The sequence below is a fragment of the Pseudomonas sp. SB113 genome, from assembly GCF_040754745.1.
Taxonomy (GTDB): domain Bacteria; phylum Pseudomonadota; class Gammaproteobacteria; order Pseudomonadales; family Pseudomonadaceae; genus Aquipseudomonas; species Aquipseudomonas grimontii.
Genome location: NZ_JBFMHW010000006.1, coordinates 192,507 through 208,807, shown reverse-complemented (window position 1 = coordinate 208,807; position 16,301 = coordinate 192,507). Strand labels below are relative to the sequence as shown.

The 16,301-nt window shown below is 60.9% G+C and carries 16 protein-coding genes; 5 read left to right on the top strand and 11 right to left on the bottom strand.

The window, feature by feature from the left end:
* Nucleotides 1-32 precede the first annotated feature (32 nt).
* Nucleotides 33-1,079 carry an LLM class flavin-dependent oxidoreductase gene (locus AB1462_RS10595; RefSeq protein ID WP_367246698.1) on the top strand — a complete coding sequence of 349 codons (1,047 nt, stop codon included), beginning with the start codon at nt 33-35 and terminating at the stop codon, nt 1,077-1,079.
* A 25-nt stretch (nt 1,080-1,104) separates the two neighbouring features.
* Here the strand turns inward: AB1462_RS10595 and AB1462_RS10590 are convergent, their stop codons facing one another.
* The gene (locus AB1462_RS10590) at nt 1,105-2,289 is read right to left on the bottom strand and encodes an MFS transporter (protein WP_367246697.1); all 1,185 of its coding nucleotides are present in this window, start codon (nt 2,287-2,289) and stop codon (nt 1,105-1,107) included.
* Between the two features lie 32 nt (nt 2,290-2,321).
* The gene (locus AB1462_RS10585) at nt 2,322-2,996 is read right to left on the bottom strand and encodes an RraA family protein (RefSeq protein WP_367246696.1); all 675 of its coding nucleotides are present in this window, start codon (nt 2,994-2,996) and stop codon (nt 2,322-2,324) included.
* Nucleotides 2,997-3,309: 313 nt separating this feature from the next.
* On the opposite strand from AB1462_RS10585, the gene AB1462_RS10580 reads away from it, so the two are divergent.
* From AB1462_RS10580 to AB1462_RS10565, 4 genes are all read left to right on the top strand, one after another.
* Nucleotides 3,310-4,287, top strand: coding sequence for a hydroxyacid dehydrogenase (locus AB1462_RS10580; RefSeq protein WP_367246695.1), 978 nt, complete (start codon nt 3,310-3,312; stop codon nt 4,285-4,287).
* 82 nt (nt 4,288-4,369) lie between these two features.
* Entirely contained in the window at nt 4,370-5,695 is a 1,326-nt protein-coding gene (locus tag AB1462_RS10575) for an MFS transporter (RefSeq protein ID WP_367246694.1), read from the top strand.
* Nucleotides 5,696-5,794: 99 nt separating this feature from the next.
* On the top strand, nt 5,795-6,541 hold the full coding sequence (locus AB1462_RS10570; protein WP_027603563.1) for an IclR family transcriptional regulator: 747 nt from the start codon (nt 5,795-5,797) through the stop codon (nt 6,539-6,541).
* A gap of 209 nt (nt 6,542-6,750) precedes the next feature.
* Complete coding sequence (locus AB1462_RS10565; protein WP_367246693.1) at nt 6,751-9,159, top strand: glucose/quinate/shikimate family membrane-bound PQQ-dependent dehydrogenase; 2,409 nt, start codon at nt 6,751-6,753, stop codon at nt 9,157-9,159.
* 230 nt (nt 9,160-9,389) lie between these two features.
* Here the strand turns inward: AB1462_RS10565 and AB1462_RS10560 are convergent, their stop codons facing one another.
* The 9 genes from AB1462_RS10560 to AB1462_RS10520 are packed head-to-tail and all read right to left on the bottom strand — an operon-like array spanning nt 9,390 to nt 16,254.
* A complete protein-coding gene (locus AB1462_RS10560; protein ID WP_259194881.1) occupies nt 9,390-10,175 on the bottom strand; it encodes an enoyl-ACP reductase in 786 nt (261 codons plus the stop codon).
* 36 nt (nt 10,176-10,211) lie between these two features.
* Nucleotides 10,212-10,916: a lysophospholipid acyltransferase family protein gene (locus AB1462_RS10555; RefSeq protein ID WP_330215298.1), complete on the bottom strand. Its 705-nt coding sequence runs from the start codon at nt 10,914-10,916 to the stop codon at nt 10,212-10,214.
* The gene (locus AB1462_RS10550; RefSeq protein ID WP_259194879.1) at nt 10,913-11,947 is read right to left on the bottom strand and encodes a hypothetical protein; all 1,035 of its coding nucleotides are present in this window, start codon (nt 11,945-11,947) and stop codon (nt 10,913-10,915) included. Before AB1462_RS10550 ends, AB1462_RS10555 begins: the two co-directional genes overlap by 4 nt.
* Entirely contained in the window at nt 11,944-13,155 is a 1,212-nt protein-coding gene (locus tag AB1462_RS10545) for a beta-ketoacyl synthase (RefSeq protein WP_367246692.1), read from the bottom strand. The genes AB1462_RS10550 and AB1462_RS10545 overlap by 4 nt, the downstream gene beginning before the upstream one ends.
* Nucleotides 13,152-13,406: an acyl carrier protein gene (locus tag AB1462_RS10540; RefSeq protein WP_259194877.1), complete on the bottom strand. Its 255-nt coding sequence runs from the start codon at nt 13,404-13,406 to the stop codon at nt 13,152-13,154. The genes AB1462_RS10545 and AB1462_RS10540 overlap by 4 nt, the downstream gene beginning before the upstream one ends.
* Nucleotides 13,407-13,430: 24 nt before the next feature.
* Nucleotides 13,431-14,045: an isoprenylcysteine carboxylmethyltransferase family protein gene (locus AB1462_RS10535; protein ID WP_367246691.1), complete on the bottom strand. Its 615-nt coding sequence runs from the start codon at nt 14,043-14,045 to the stop codon at nt 13,431-13,433.
* Nucleotides 14,026-14,931, bottom strand: a complete 906-nt coding sequence (locus tag AB1462_RS10530; RefSeq protein ID WP_367246690.1) for an NAD-dependent epimerase/dehydratase family protein — start codon at nt 14,929-14,931, stop codon at nt 14,026-14,028. Before AB1462_RS10530 ends, AB1462_RS10535 begins: the two co-directional genes overlap by 20 nt.
* Nucleotides 14,932-14,947: 16 nt before the next feature.
* Nucleotides 14,948-15,520 carry a histidine phosphatase family protein gene (locus tag AB1462_RS10525; protein ID WP_259194874.1) on the bottom strand — a complete coding sequence of 191 codons (573 nt, stop codon included), beginning with the start codon at nt 15,518-15,520 and terminating at the stop codon, nt 14,948-14,950.
* Nucleotides 15,517-16,254 (bottom strand): hypothetical protein, encoded by a 738-nt coding sequence (locus AB1462_RS10520; RefSeq protein ID WP_259194873.1) that lies wholly within the window; start codon nt 16,252-16,254, stop codon nt 15,517-15,519. Before AB1462_RS10520 ends, AB1462_RS10525 begins: the two co-directional genes overlap by 4 nt.
* Nucleotides 16,255-16,301: the final 47 nt, after the last annotated feature.

Sequence of the window (16,301 nt, the reverse complement as noted above, 5' to 3'; positions counted from 1 at the left end):
CGGAAAATAACAACAGATTAGAGGTAAGCGTCATGAAGTTTTCCCTGTTCGTACACATGGAGCGTTGGGACGAAAGTGTCAGCCACCGCCAGTTGTTCGAAGACTTGACCGAACTGACCCTGATGGCCGAGGCCGGCGGTTTCAGCACCGTATGGATTGGCGAACACCACGCCATGGAATACACCATCTCGCCGAGCCCGATGCCGCTGCTGGCTTACCTCGCGGCCAAGACCACCACCATTCACCTGGGCGCCGGGACCATCATCGCGCCGTTCTGGCACCCGCTACGGGTGGCGGGCGAATGCGCCTTGCTCGACGTGATCAGCAACGGGCGCATGGAAGTCGGCCTGGCCCGTGGTGCTTACCAGGTCGAATTCGACCGCATGGCCGGCGGCATGCCCGCCTCCAGCGGCGGCCAGGCGCTGCGTGAGATGGTGCCGGTGGTGCGTGCGTTGTGGAAAGGCGACTACGCCCACGACGGCGACATCTGGAAATTCCCCACCTCCACCAGCGTGCCCAAGCCGATCCAGCAGCCCAACCCGCCGATGTGGATCGCCGCCCGCGACCCGGACTCGCACAACTTCGCAGTAGCCAACGGCTGCAACGTGATGGTCACGCCGCTGATGAAGGGCGACGAAGAAGTCCTCGACCTGAAAAACAAATTCCAGGCCGCCCTCGACAACAATCCCGGCGTACCGCGCCCGCAACTGATGGTGCTGCGCCACACCCACGTGCATGCCGCCGATGATCCGGACGGCTGGAAAGTCGGGGCCAAGGCGATCTCGAAGTTCTATCGCACCTTCGATGCCTGGTTCGGCAATAAAGAGGTGCCGGTGAATGGCTTCCTGGCACCGAGCCCGGAAGAAAAATTCGCCGCCCGCCCAGAGTTCGAGCTGGAAAGCCTGCACAGGACCGCGATGATCGGCACCGCCGAAGAAATCATCCCGCGCATCCGCTACTACCAGGAACTGGGCGTGGATGAGTTCAGCTTCTGGTGCGACAACAGCCTGCCCCATGCCGAGAAGAAGAAGTCGCTGGCACTGTTTATCGAGCAGGTGGTGCCGGCGTTTCGTAAATAGACACTCGCCGCAGGCGTGGTTGCTGTCAACCACGCCTGCGGCTGATGTACCCACTGACACCCTGATAAACCCCCAGCAACACCCCCGCCAGCAGCAATGTCCATTGCACGCTCAGCGCCGCCGCCAGCAGGCCGGCCAACAATCCGCCGATGGCTTCAAAGCCGAAACGCATGGCGATATAGAAGGCAATCACCCGGCCGCGCAACGCTTCCGGCGCCGCGCTTTGCAGGGTCATATTGCTGCTGACATTGCTCACCGTGATGCCGAAGCCCAGCCCGGCAAGCGCCGCCAGGGTGAACCACAGCGGCGGGTTGGCCGCCACCGCGCACAGCGACACCGCACAGACCAGCGTGCCGAGCACGATAATGCGGCCCAGGTTCGAAGCACTGCCGGCAAACGCCAGGAAGATCGTGGCCACAAACGCACCGGCACCGGCTGCGCCCCACAGCCAGCCGAGGGTTTGCGCATCGCCGCTGAACGCATGCTTGGCCAGGATCGGCAGCAGTACGGTGTAGCAGGACGCCAACAGGTTGACCATCACCACACTGACCAGCAGCCGTCGAATCGCCAGGGTGGTCCACAGGTAGCGCAGACCTTCGCGGAAGATCTCCCCAGTAGACCCTTTGGCCCTGGCCTGCGCTCGGCTTTGCACCCTGCCCAGTCCGATCAGCAACATACCGAACGCGATGGACGTGAGCACAAAGCAACCGGCCTCGCCGCTCCAGTTGATCAGCAAGCCGGCCAACGGCGGGCCGATAAAGCGTGCGGCATTGATCAGCATCGCGTTGAGCACAAGAGCGTTGGGCAGGTCTTTGGGCTCGTCGACAAAGCTCGCGATCAAGGCCTGGCGCAGCGGCGTTTCCAGGGCGTTGAGCAAACCCAGCAGAAGCGCCATGGCAATGATCACTTCACGGCCCATCCATTGCTGCCAGGTCAGCACGGCCAGGGCCAACGATTGCAGGGCCAGGGCGGCCTGCACCGCCATCAACAGGCGGCGCTTGTCATGGCGGTCGGACCAGGCGCCCGCCAGCGGCCCCACCAGCAGCTGAGGCAACAGCGTCAGAAACGCAATCGCCCCCAGCAACACGGCCGAGCCCGTCAAGTGATAGGCGAGCCAGGACAGCGCGACCTGTTGCACCCACTTGCCCAGGGTGGAAAGGCCCTGGCCGACAAAGTAGATCTGAAAATTTCGATGGCGCAGCGCGCGCACGGGCGCCGGCCAGCGGGAGGAGGAAGCAGGATTCAAATAAACTCGCAGCCCTTTTGTGTGAGCGATTTCAGGACCCAGGTGCGGTCGTTCTCGCCCAGCGCGATCTGTTCAAGCTGCTTCTGTTCAGCGGCATGCTTGGCGTAGGCGCGATCATACACCTCACCGACCTGATCGAAGGGCACGCAGAGCAAGCCATCTTCGTCACCGATCACCAGATCGCCCGGTTCGATCACCATGCCCGCCAATGCAATCGGTACGTTCACCTCGCCCGGGCCGTCCTTGTACGGGCCGCGATGGGTGATGCCGGCGGCAAACACCGGGAAGTCACCGGCACCGATACTCGCCGCATCGCGAATGGCGCCATTGATCACAATGCCGGCCACGCTTTTCTTGATCGCGTACGCCACCATCATTTCGCCGATCAGTGCGTTGCTCAGATCGCCGCCGGCGTCGACCACGATCACGTCGCCGGGCTGGGCGATATCCAGGGCGTAATGCAGCATCAGGTTGTCCCCAGGCCGCGCTTTGACGGTCAGCGCCGGCCCCACCAACACGCCCCGGTGGTGCATCGGTTGCAGGGCGGCGCCACCGGCGGTCATGCGGTTCATCGAATCGCTGATATTGGCGACGGGCACTGTCCGGTAACGCTCGACCCACTCGGCAGCGACTTTACGTTGCTGCTTGAGCACTCTGAATCCGATCGACATGGGGCATTCCTCTTGTGGTTTTTATTAAGGGTGAAAATTCATAAAATGAAATGGTATTTCGAAATTAACATCGCAATTTAAAACTGACAAGACTCACTCACAGCGGCCTCGGCACATGAAAAACGATTTAAGGCTGAGAAAACCCCTTTACTTGTTGAATAACACGGGTTTTCACGCACGCACTCAATCGTTTTACGCAAACCAACGAAAATTATTTATTGCAACGCCATTTCATTATGTTAGGTTTCGAGCACTGTTGAGCGACATCACAAACCGCCAACTGCACACAGATAAGAAAACCAAGGTGCACCAAATGACCCGAACCCTCCTGCTGACCGGCCCGCAATTAACCGCCGAAGCTATGGCCCACGCCGCCGCCCATGGCGTGCGCGTCATCCCTACCACCCCGTATGCCCCGGCCGACGAACTCACCGCGATCATTGCCCACGAACAGCCGGACGCAATCATCGTGCGCCAGGGCAAACTGACCCGGGACATGATCAATGCATCTAGCGCGCTGAAAATCATCGCCAAGCACGGCGTGGGCTACGACACCATCGACATCGCCGCCGCCGCTGAGCGCGGCATCCCCGTCACCATCGCCCTGGGCGCCAATGCGCAATCGGTGGCCGAGCATGCGCTGGCGCTGATGTTCAGCGTTGCGCGCCAGACCGCCCTGCTCGATGCGCGCATGCGTGACGGTCATTGGGACAAAGCCACTGCCGTGGGGATCGAACTGTCCGGCAAGACCCTGGGCCTGGTGGGCCTGGGCGCTATCGGGCGAATCCTGATGGACCTAGTAACGCCGCTTCGCATGACCATCAAGGTATTTGATCCCTACCTGAGCAACTTGCCCGACCTGCCGAATGTCGAGCGCGCCGAGCACTTCGATGCCTTGCTGGCGAGCTGCGATATCATCAGCCTGCATTGCCCTCTGACCGAGCAGAACCGCAACCTTTTCGGCGCGGCGCAGTTCAAGCGCATGCGCCCAGGCAGCCTGTTGATCAACACCGCACGCGGCGAGCTGATCGATACCGAAGCGCTGGTGCAAGCGCTGAGCACCGGCCAGATTGCCGGCGCCGGCCTCGACACCTTCAACCCCGAGCCACCACCCGCCGACTCAGCGCTGTGGGGCCTGCCGACCCTGGTCGCCACCCCCCACGTAGGCGCCAACACCGCCGAGGCGCGGGATCGCGTGGGCCTGCTGGCCGTGCAACAGATCATCGACTTCTGGGACGGTAGCGCACCGGAGCCGCGCGCGGTGGTCAACCGCCACCTGTTCGCGCACTGATTGAACGCACATCGCCCGGCCTTCACCCAAGGAAGATCGGGCTCATTACGCTTCTCCAAAAAAAACAAAATGGGAGAGAGTCATGCCTATCAGTTCTACCGACATCAGCGCGATCGAGCGCTCAACCATGCGCAAGGTGGCGTGGCGGCTACTGCCGTTCCTGATCCTTTGCTACCTGCTGGCGATCATTGATCGCGGCAATATCGGCATGGCATCCCTGCAGATGAACCAGGACCTGGGCCTTACGCCAGCGATCTTCGGCTTTGCCAGCAGTCTGTTCTTCGTGTCGTATTTCCTGGTGGAGGTGCCCAGCAACCTGGCACTGCAACGTTTCGGCGCCCGGGTGTGGATTGCGCGGATCATGATCACCTGGGGGCTGATTTCCGCCGGGACTGCGTTTGTGACCGGTGCCAATTCGCTGTACGTGATGCGCTTTTTGCTGGGTGCGGCCGAGGCCGGCTTCTTCCCGGGCGTGCTGCTGTACCTCACCTACTGGCTGCCAGCGGCATACCGGGGGCGCATGGTCGCGATCTTCATGGTCGCCATTCCCGGCGCCAACTTCATTGGTTCGCCGCTGTCTGGCTTGTTGCTGAGCCTGGACGGCTGGTTCGGCATGCGCGGCTGGCACTGGCTGTTCATCATCGAGGGCATCCCCGCCGTACTGCTGGGCATCGCCTGCTTGTTCGTGCTCACCGACCGCCCCGAACAGGCCAAGTGGCTGAGCAACGAGCAACGCAGCTGGCTCACCGGCCGCCTGGACGAAGAGCGCAGCCGCAAGACCGCCATCGGGCATATCTCGCTGTGGAAACTGCTGCGCCACAAGCACATTTGGGTACTGGCACTGATCTACTCCGGCGCGTCGGCGGCGGGCAGCACCATGAGCGTGTGGGCGCCGCAATTGCTCAAGACGTTTGGCCTGAACAACCTGGAAATCGGCCTCGTCAATGCCATTCCCTACGGGCTGGCATCGGTGCTGATGATTCTGTGGGGACGCAGCTCCGACAAGAGCGGTGAACGCCGCTGGCACACCGCGACGACCTTGCTGCTGATCACCGCTGGCTTGCTGCTCGCACTGGTCACCTCCTCGCTCGTGGCGACGGTGTTCATGCTGTCCATGGTGTTGATCGGGGCGTACTCGATGAAGGGGCCGTTCTGGGCGCTGGTTTCGACCTGGCTCTCGTCCTCCACTGCCGCCGCCGGTCTGGCCGCCGTGGGCGCGATGGCCAATCTGATTGGTGGCGGCATCATGGTGAATGTGTACGGCACCATTCACCACGCCACCGGCAGTTACGCCCTGGCCCTGTTGCCGCTGGCGGCGCTGTGTGCCGCCGGTGCCGTGATGGTGCTGCTGATGGGGCGCAGGCAGATGCGGGATTTGAGCGGCACAGGCGAACTGATCGCCCGCTAATGCGCTGAAATCGCTGTACGGTCAATCGCTTGGCATTGCCCCCTGCGGGCAATGCCAGTATTTTGCAGCGTACCCGCCCCCCCCTTCAAGGAGCCCCCCATGGTAAAAACACGCCCACGCCCCGCCGTCACCGGAGTTGCTTCGGCTGATCGGGTGCTGACCGTGCTCACCGCCTTCAAGATGGGGGACACAGCCCTGGAACTGGCCGAACTGGCCGCGCGCACCGGGCTGATCAAGAGCACCATCATGCGCCTGATGGTGTCACTGGAAGACCACGGCCTGATCACTCGCCTGGCGGACGGCCGCTACCAGCTGGCGACCGAGATCATGCGCTTGAACACGGTGTACCAGGACGGCCTCGACCTTGAGCGCCATATCACCCCGCTGCTGCACCGTCTGACCCAGGAAACCGGCGAAACCGCTTCATTCTATGTACGCCACGGCGCCTACCGAATGTGCCTCTACCGGGTCAACTCCCCGCATCACCTGCGCTTGCACCTGCAACCGGGCGACACCCGCCCCATGGACGGTGCAGCCGGTGCCGAAGCGTTACGCACGCCGTATTCGCTGGCGGCGAAGATGATCAAGCCGTTGTTTTCCCATGGCGCCACCGACCCCCACGCCGCTTCGATGGCACTGCCGATCTTCGGCCCAGGGGAAAACCTGATCGGCGCCCTGGTGCTGTCCGGCCCGGCCAGTCGCCTGACCGCCGAGCAGGCGCAGACATTGCACCCGCTGTTCCAGCAGGCCGCCGTCGAGTTGACTCGCAGCCTGGGGGGCGACGCGCTGGAGGACGGGGAAACGGCGCAGAAAAAACCTCGCGGCAAAAAACCAGCCGAGGCGTAAAACCAAACCCACCCCGTATGTGGCAACGGGCTTGCGCGCTGCCACCTGTTGCCCAAGGGGTGCCTACACTTAGCCGACACGCGCGACATTTAGCCCCAGCCCATCATCGCAGCACCTGTAATAGACTATTGCAGGACTCTAATGTACTAACCAGTTACTTATCTTGCTAAAATCGCGTCTTTGCCCTCTCTCACTCGAGTCCTTTCGACATGAAACGAGCATCGCGCGCCACTGGCGTCTCTAGATTCTTACTCCTGGGTCTGGGCGTGATCATCGCCCTGCTCGGCCTCGCGCTGGCCATCGGCGGCGTCAAACTGATCAGCCTAGGCGGCTCCTGGTACTTCGTGATCGGCGGCGCAGCCATGGCGGTTTCCGGCCTGTTGATTGCCCGACGTAACACCGCAGGTGCATGGCTGTTCGCGGCGTTCCTGATCGGCACGGCCATCTGGGCGGTGGCGGATGTGGGCCTGGTGTTCTGGCCGCTGTTCTCGCGGCTGTTCATGTTCGCGGTCATCGGCCTGGTGGTGGCGCTGGTGTATCCGCTGCTGGCGGGCCGACCTGCGCGCGGTGCCTATGGCGTTGCCGCCGTGTTGGCGGTGGGCGTGGCGGCTGCGGCGGGCAATATGTTTGTCGCCCACCCCAGTGTCGCCCCAACCGGTGCAGGCCCTGGTATCACCCCGGTAGCCCCGGCCGATGCTCAGAAAGACTGGGCCCACTACGGCAACACCGAAGGTGGCAGCCGCTTCGCCGCGCTGGACCAGATCAATCGCGACAACATTAACCAGCTCAAAGTGGCGTGGACCTACCACACCGGTGACGTGGCTCTCAGCGACGGCAATGGCGCCGAAGACCAGCTCACGCCCCTGCAGATCGGCAACAAGGTGTTTATCTGCACGCCGCACAACAACCTGATCGCCCTCGACGCCGACACCGGCAAAGAGCTGTGGAAGAACGAAGTCAACGCCAAGTCGGCGGTGTGGCAGCGTTGCCGGGGCATGGCGTATTTCGACGCCACCGCGCCGATTGCCCAGCCGACCCAGCCCAACAGCTCGCCGATCATTGCCGCCAGCGTTCCAGCCGGTGCGCAATGCCAGCGCCGCTTGCTGACCAACACCATCGATGCGCGCCTGATCGCCGTGGATGCCGACACCGGCAAATTCTGCGAAGACTTCGGCACCCACGGCCAGGTGGACCTGAAAGCCGGCCTGGGCAATGTGCCGGACAGCTACTACCAACTGTCTTCCGCGCCGTTGATCGCCGGGACTACCGTGGTGGTGGGCGGCCGCGTCGCGGATAACGTCCAAACCGACATGCCCGGCGGTGTGATCCGTGGCTTTGACGTGATCAGCGGGCAAATGCGCTGGGCGTTCGACCCGGGCAACCCGGAAGACAAACAGGCCCCGACCGGCGACAAGACCTACGTGCGCAGTACACCGAACAGCTGGGCGCCGATGTCCTACGACCCGTTGATGAACACGGTCTTCCTGCCGATGGGCAGCTCGTCCACCGACATCTACGGCGTGGAACGCACCCAGCTCAACCACAAATACGGTGCTTCGGTATTGGCGCTGGATGCCTCCACCGGGGCTGAAAAGTGGGTGTACCAGACCGTCCACAATGACCTGTGGGACTTCGACCTGCCGATGCAGCCGAGCCTGATCGACTTCACCCCACCGGGCAGCGACAAGGCGGTACCGGCGGTGGTGATTGGCACCAAGGCCGGGCAAATCTATGTACTCGACCGCGCCACCGGCCAGCCACTCACCGACGTCAAGGAAGTCCCGGTCAAGGCCGCCAATATCCCCAACGAACCCTACTCGCCAACCCAGCCGAAATCCGTGGGCATGCCGCAGATTGGCGCGCAAACCCTGACCGAATCGGACATGTGGGGTGCCACGCCGTACGACCAGTTGCTGTGCCGCATCGACTTCAAGGGCATGCGCTACGACGGCCTGTACACCGCGCCGGGCACCGATAAATCCCTGAGTTTCCCAGGCTCCCTGGGCGGCATGAACTGGGGCAGTATTTCCACCGACCCGGTGCACGGCTTTATCTTTGTCAACGACATGCGCCTGGGCCTGTGGATCCAGATGCTGCCGTCGCAGAACAAGGCCCAGACTTCGTCCGGTGGCGAAGCGCTGAACACTGGCATGGGCGCGGTACCGCTCAAGGGCACGCCGTATGCGGTGAACAAAAACCGCTTCCTGTCGGTGGCCGGCATTCCGTGCCAGGCGCCGCCGTTCGGCACCCTCACCGCCATCGACATGAAGACCCAGAAAGTCGCGTGGCAAGTGCCGGTGGGCACCGTTGAAGACACCGGCCCGCTGGGCATCCGCATGCACCTGCCGATCAAGATCGGTCTGCCGACCCTCGGCGGCACGCTGTCGACCCAGGGCGGCCTGATCTTTATCGCCGGCACCCAGGACTTCTACCTGCGCGCCTTCAACAGCGGCAACGGCGATGAAATCTGGAAGGCCCGCCTGCCCGTCGGCAGCCAAGGCGGCCCGATGACCTACGTGTCGCCGAAAACCGGCAAGCAGTACATCGTCGTCACCGCCGGCGGTGCGCGCCAGTCCACCGACCGTGGCGACTACGTGATCGCCTACGCCCTGCCATAACCTCTCTGTCCGCGCGGTGCCCCTGCACCGCGCTCCGGCATCGGGGGCAAGCGCCCTCCCACTGGTGAGCGCTGCAAGTTTCGGCTACTACGCACAGGTGGCGCGGAGCGTCACGGGCTGCAGGAGCGTGGGAATGTTCTTTGAGCATCGAGCCGGGGGCGTTTTCGGGGGAGAACATCGACAATGCGCTGGTGCTGGGGTTGCAGGTCAAGGCGACGTTCTGACGTGTTTCAGACACCCATGGCGGTCGTGTTGAAACCCGCATCCACATGGAGGATTTCACCGCTGATACCGGACGCCAGGTTGGAGCACAGGAAGGCGCCCGCGTTGCCGACTTCGTCGATGGTGACGTTGCGCCGCAGCGGCGCATGGGCTTCGCTGGTCGTCAGCATGGCACCAAAGTTCTTGATGCCCGACGCGGCCAGGGTGCGGATCGGGCCTGCCGAGATGGCGTTCACGCGGGTGCCTTCGGGGCCAAGGCTGCTGGCCAGGTAGCGCACGCCAGCCTCCAGGCTGGCCTTGGCCATGCCCATGACGTTGTAGTTTGGCATCGTGCGCCCAGCCCCCAGATAAGACAGCGTCAGTACACTACCCTGGCGGCCGCGCATCATTGCACGCCCGGCTTTGGCCAACGCCACCAGGCTGTAGGCGCTGATATCGTGAGCACTGCGAAACCCCTCGCGTGTGGTGACTTCGGTGAAATCGCCGTCGAGTTGCTCAAGCGGTGCGAAACCCACGCAATGCACGATGCAATCCAGGGCGTCCCAGTGCTGCCCCAGATGTTCGAACACCTGCGCAATTTCATCATCGCTCGCCACATCGCAGGGTACGCACAAGGCCGCTCCGGTACCCCATTCAGCCGCCAGTGCTTCAACGCGGCCCTTGAACTTTTCATTCTGATACGTGAACGCCAACTCTGCGCCCTCGCGATGCATGGCTTGCGCGATGCCTGAAGCAATCGACAAGCGGCTGGCGACGCCGACGATCAGCACGCGCTTGCCCGTGAGAAAACCCATTGTGTGCTCCTTGCTGTTCGATACGACCACGGTTTGCTATGGCTGAACCACAGGAATCGCGTTGTTGATAATCTCGCGGGCGTGATTGGCCAGCTGTTTTGCACTCATCGCCGCCACCTCATCAGCCTCGATGGGCGGGTGGGCAATGATGCTCACGTCAGTACTGCGAAAGGCGTTGTAGGCGATATGGTTGACCGCAGGACTGATCGTGACAGGAACAATCCCCACCCCCATGTCCTTGGCGATCCGGAAGGCCCCGGTCTTGAAGGGCAGCATCTCGCCGCCATGGCTTCGTGTGCCTTCGGGAAAGATCCACAGTGACGTGTTGTCTGCTACCACTCGCTTGGCAATCTTGCGCAAACTCTGGATAGACGCCCGTGGGCTGTTTCTATCAATGAACAGGCTGCCGGTCAGCCAATACAACTGCCCGACCAGCGGCAGCCATTTGAGCGATTTCTTACCGACGATCACGGTGCCCGGATTGAGCGCCTGCGCCACGATCAACACGTCATAGTTGCATTGGTGGTTGGCCACGTAGATATACGGACGGGTCGTGGGAATGCTGTCAAAGCCCCGCACCTCGACGCGCACCGAGAAAATTTTATTAATTACCGAGTAGGCTCGGCAGGCCACGTACAGGTTTCTATTCTTCGAGGGGTTGATCAACATGTAGAGACACAGGAATGGAAAGCTCAACACGATCAACACCAACACCAGCAGCCCTCTGGCTAACGCAATCATAAGTTACCCGCCTGACTCGAATTTCCGGGCCCACCTGAAGCGGCCCCTTGAACATCGTTACGCTGAACCAGTGCAACGCCATAAAAACCTTCTTCATCCACACAGACCATCACACCGCCGCCCTGCGCCGGGATGTGTTTGGCCAAGTACGCCAATTGATAGGCGCCGACCAGGGACAAACTCAAGGCCTTGGCCCGATCGAGCCTCTCGACCGGCATACCCAGGGCCGTGCTCAACTGCACGCAGGCCGCCGGCCAGGCATCCGGCGCGGCCAGGCTCACGCGCCACTCACCCGACTCAATGCCCTGCCCCAGCAGAAACTCGCGTATAAGCTCGCCCAGGCTGGCCGCGTCGGCGGCGAGCAGTCGCCCCGTGACACAGGCCCGTACGACCAGCCCCGGCGCCTGCGTGTCGGTACTGGCCTGAAAGCTGAACACCGCCGCCGTGTCCGGCCGTTCTTCATCGGGCCGTTCGATAGCACGTACGTAGCGCTTACCAAACTCACCACTGAACGTCTCAAGCGCCGTGGTGTAGAGACGTTCCGAATCACCGCGCCGGGCAATCCTCAAGGTTTGAACCAAGGCGTTGTAAAAACTCAGCTCCTTTGCACACAGCGAGACGTTCGCGCCCTTGATGCCGTATTTGATCGCCAATTGGCCCAACGACGAATTGATCACGGTATTGGGGATCTGCGCGGGATTGACCTGAAAGGCAAAGCGGTTGTCGTTGGACTCCTTGATCAACTGAATGACGCTGTCGATAGACCCATTTGACGTTGCACCGATAAGAGCCGAGCACGTCAAGGCGTCACCGTGGTTGTCATCGCTGATCAACGCCATCGCCGCCAGCAGCAACAGGGCTTGGCGATCAAAATTTTTCAGCTCACGGCTCGCCACCAGCTCGCCAGCGGCCAAGTCCCACGCCGGCAAGGTGCCCCGGTTCAATTCCACGCCGCCGTGCTCGAACTCACCGGGCATTTGCAACATGACCCAATCACGCAGGATCAATCCAACGATAGCGTCGCCCGTCATTTCAGATTACCGAATACCAGAATTGAATTATTCCCGCCAAAAGCGAAAGCGTTGTTGACCGCCACATCGACCTTGCCGGCCCGGAACCCCTGTGCAACCACATCAAGGGGGATGTGCGGGTCCTGCTCGGTGACATTGATTGTCGGCGGCAGCCCTTCGCCTAACGCCAGCATGCAGGCGATCGCGCCAAAACCGGCCGCCGCGCCCATGCTGTGCCCCATCATGGATTTGATCGAACTCACCGGCGGCGGCGAGGCCCCGAAGACCGCTTCAATAGCTTGGTATTCGTTGCTGTCATTGGCCACGGTGCCGGTGCCATGGGCGCAGATATACCCCACCGCGCTCGGCGCCACTGCGGCCCTGTCCAGCGCCGCCTGCAGGCATTCGCCGACACGCTGGTGATTGAGCCTCACCATGTGGTCAGCATCGCAGTTCATCGCAAAACCCAGCACCTCACCATAGATAGGCGCGCCCCGACGCAGCGCCCGCTCGTAATCCTCAAGCACCAGGGCACTGCCACCTTCGGCGGTCAGCACACCTCTACGTCCGGTATTGAACGGCGTGCAGTCTTTGTCGGTCATGCTGCCCAAGCGATGGAAGGTGGCGAAGGTCGCTTTGTAGACCGCGTCGCTGCCACCGCAGATGGCAATCTCACAGTCCCCGGCCTTGATCGCCTCATAGCCGAAGATCAGCGCTGTGTTGCTGGCCGAGCAGGCATTGCCGATGGTGAGCGATTCACCGGTCGAACCGATTGACCTGAGCACATCACGGCTTATTTCAGAGGCAAACGCCGAATCGACTGACGCTTGCGAGTCCGACTGGGGGTCAGCCATGGCCGTCACCATGCTGTCGATCCGATCCGACTCGCCGTAGGTGGTACCGAAATAACAATTGACCCGCTGGCCGCGAATCGCGGCCCGCTCGATACCCGCGTCTGCCAGAGCCAGTTCAGTGGCAGCAAGGGCAAAATGGCTGGCAACCCCGGAACGCGCAAAGGCGCCGAAATTCGGGATCAAGGGCTCGACCGGCGACTTCACTTCACACCCGTATTTGCGCTCGAAGCGATCGGTGTCGATTTTGCAAAGCGGCGCCGTGCCATTAGCGCCGGCTTTCAACGCCTCGAAAAACGCGGCTTTGCCGATGCCGATCGGACTGACCGGCCCCAGCCCCGTGACCACCACCCTCCTGCCCTGGTCGGCGTTCATCATGCACACTCGGCCGCGGGCAGGGTCTCGTGGATAAACCCGAGAATGGAATCAACACTGATGATCTGTGGCAGATACGCTTCATCAACGCGCACCTGGAAAGCCCCTTCGATACCCGCCAGAATTTCTATACCTGACATCGAATCGGCACCGTAAGCCTCGACAAAGTTTTCGTGGTTGAGAATCTCCGAGGCATTGACCCCCAATACTTTGGCGACGATCTGCTTGATCTTTGCTTCATGCACAGTGTTCATAAATGCTCCTTTTAATAAAACGACTCAGATAACAAACGGGATAACTTTGAAGCTATCGAACTGGTACTGCCGGTACGCCGCGCCGAAATAACCCACCATCATCTTTTCCTCCTGGTTCACGCGCTTGAGAATCAACGCAAGTGCAAGAAAAAAGATGATCAGCGCCGCGTAAATACTCGTGTACAAGGAAAAACCGGTCACGATCAGCAAGGTGCCCAGATACGCCGGATGCCGGATATATTTGAAGGAACCGACCTTGACCAACTCATGATCGACCAGCACACGCAGAGAGTGGGAAAAGTGCCGCCCCAAGACGATCTTTCCATGAGCGCGCAAACCGATCCCTACGGCGATCAGCAGTGAGCCGATAAGTTGCAACAACACATCACTGCGAATCAGCAACTGCAACAACATGACGATCGATATGCCACAGGACACCATGAAGCCGCTCTTGATGCCCTTATCGAAGCTGCTGTCGCTGTCGGTTTCGTGGAGAAAATACAATTCGGCCAGCAGCAGGACACTGGCCATGATGATCGGCCCCAGGAATGTCAGACCGGCGTAATACACGAGGATTGCCGACGCACATGCCAACGGCATCAGAAGGCTTAACGCGACATCAACCCTGAGCGTTTTCAAAGTAGTCTCCTATCAAAGCCGACACGCTGAGCGGGGTCTCGATCACGCCTACACCGCTTTCGATTTGCCAGGGGCAGACAAACAGGTCATTGAAGCGCGCCCATGGAAACAGCTTGCGTGCGCGCCTGAAGCCGTCCATGAACGTCAGCACTTTGTAGACCCTGGCCATCGTGCGCACGCTGGCCGAACGTAACGTCGTGCCATTCCCGACCGGTTGCAGGCGGGCATACACTTCGCCTACCAGATCGTTGTAGGTCACCGTATGGTCACTGAGCAGGTAGTACGTCTGCAGTGCCTGGTCGGGAACGCGCGACAACCACTGGATAATGCAGTTGGCAATGCTCTGCACCCCAATCACATGCAGGGCCGGAAGTTGACCGGTGACCTTCGGCAGCAGTTTCAACCGGCACATCGAAATCATCGGCAGCAGGTTCTTGTCATGCCGACCCAGTACCGTCGGCACGCGCAATATGACGCCCTGCACTTTGGCGCAATTGAGGTGAATAACCTGCTCCGCTGCGTACTTGTCATCAGCGTAGGCATCCACCCGTTGCTCGGGGTTATGGGCTTTGACGCTGCTCAAATGAAACAGCGGCTTCTTGCCCGCGGCACTGGGTTTGATCGCCGCGAGTATCTGCTCTGTGAGGCCTTTATTGGTTTCGCCGGCCGTTCCCAGGCGGCTGAGACCGATGCCGGTGCAATTGACAATACAGTCGCTTTCGTCGACCAATTCAGCGAATGCCGGCGAACCGATTTCGCAGGCCTTGTAACCCGCCCTGGGCGAACGCGAGTGGCGGATCACCTCAATGCCCGGTACCGGGTCCAGGCGTTCATAGACCCCTCTTCCGATAAATCCACTGGCGCCTAACAGCAGTATCTTCTTCACGTACACGCAATCCCTTTCATGGGGTTAAAGTTTCGACCGTGAAACACCCTGAGCGATAAACCGTTTGCGCCTGCATACCCTGCTTTTGCAGGCGCTTGCGCACCGTTCGCAGAAACATGCCGTGGGAGACAACCACCACGGTCTTGCCGGCCCCGGTGCTGGCGGCGTGGAGTTCATCCGCGACCGCTGCCGCTCGACGGTACTCAGCCTTGCGGGAGGCAGCGCCCAACGAAATGCCCAGCAGCCAGGCCACCCGGTGCAGAGCGAACCATTGCCTCAAGCCCATCGTCACCAAGGGAATGGCGCTCAAGCGCAAGTCGTACTCGTGCAGACGGTTGTCCCGTTGGACTCGCTCTTCACCGAACAGACGGCACGCAGTGGCATAGGCTCGGTTGACGGGTGACGACAAGATGGTGGCTTCGGCACTCAGCAGCGGCTGCGACAACTGCGCGCGGTTCAAGAAACCGCTGATTTCGTCTTCTTCGATCAGTGCGGTGTGGTTGTACTCATCCAGGCGAACCTTGGCCAGCGCCGCACCGCAGCGCGAATAGTCAACCTGTGGTGAGGCATGTCGAATCAGGTAAATCACAGCAGATAGACTCCCGTCACGATTGCGTTACCGACCAGAAACAGAAACGGCGTATCCCAGGTGTGCGGGGATTTGGCTTCCGTCAGCGTCAGTGCAAGTGGAAACACAGCACAGAGCAGGAAAAACTGTCCCGCTGAAAAGTACTGCTCGAACGCCACGCAAAACACCATAGACATCACAAACACGGTGGCCGACCCTTCAAGGGTTCGCTTGAACTTCTTATCGATAAAAAAGCCCTTGGCAACGTACTCGTGCTTACCAAAACGGATGCCCACAGGCTCTGCCAGCCCGTCACCGAAGGTGGTGGCCAGAATCGTGATGTACATCAGCTCCACCGGCACCCCGAGCGCCAGCCAGCAATACTGGGTCACCCACAGCACGAACAGCCCCGCCACGGTTTGGCTCACCAGCCAGGAAAGGGTGTGCGGCGAGTCTTCCGGGCGATCGATACTGGCAAACATATGCTGTGCGGTGAGGGACCGACGCCGCGACCATCCACACATCGCCAGGAACAGGATGGCGGTAGAAACCATCGATAGCAGCAGGCGCTCATGGGTACTTTGAATATTGAACAGGACGAAAAACAGGCTGGGCAGCAGGAACATCGAGAAGTGCCCGACTTTCCTCGTGTAGTTCACCCGCACGCCGTGATTGAGCACCAACAGCCCCAAGCCTTTACACAGCACAAAATAGAAAAGCACGATGCCTAACAGAGCCGAAGCCACCTGAACCATTTCATTACCACTTCGTTGACGTATTAAATAGCGGGCACAGGCGCCCG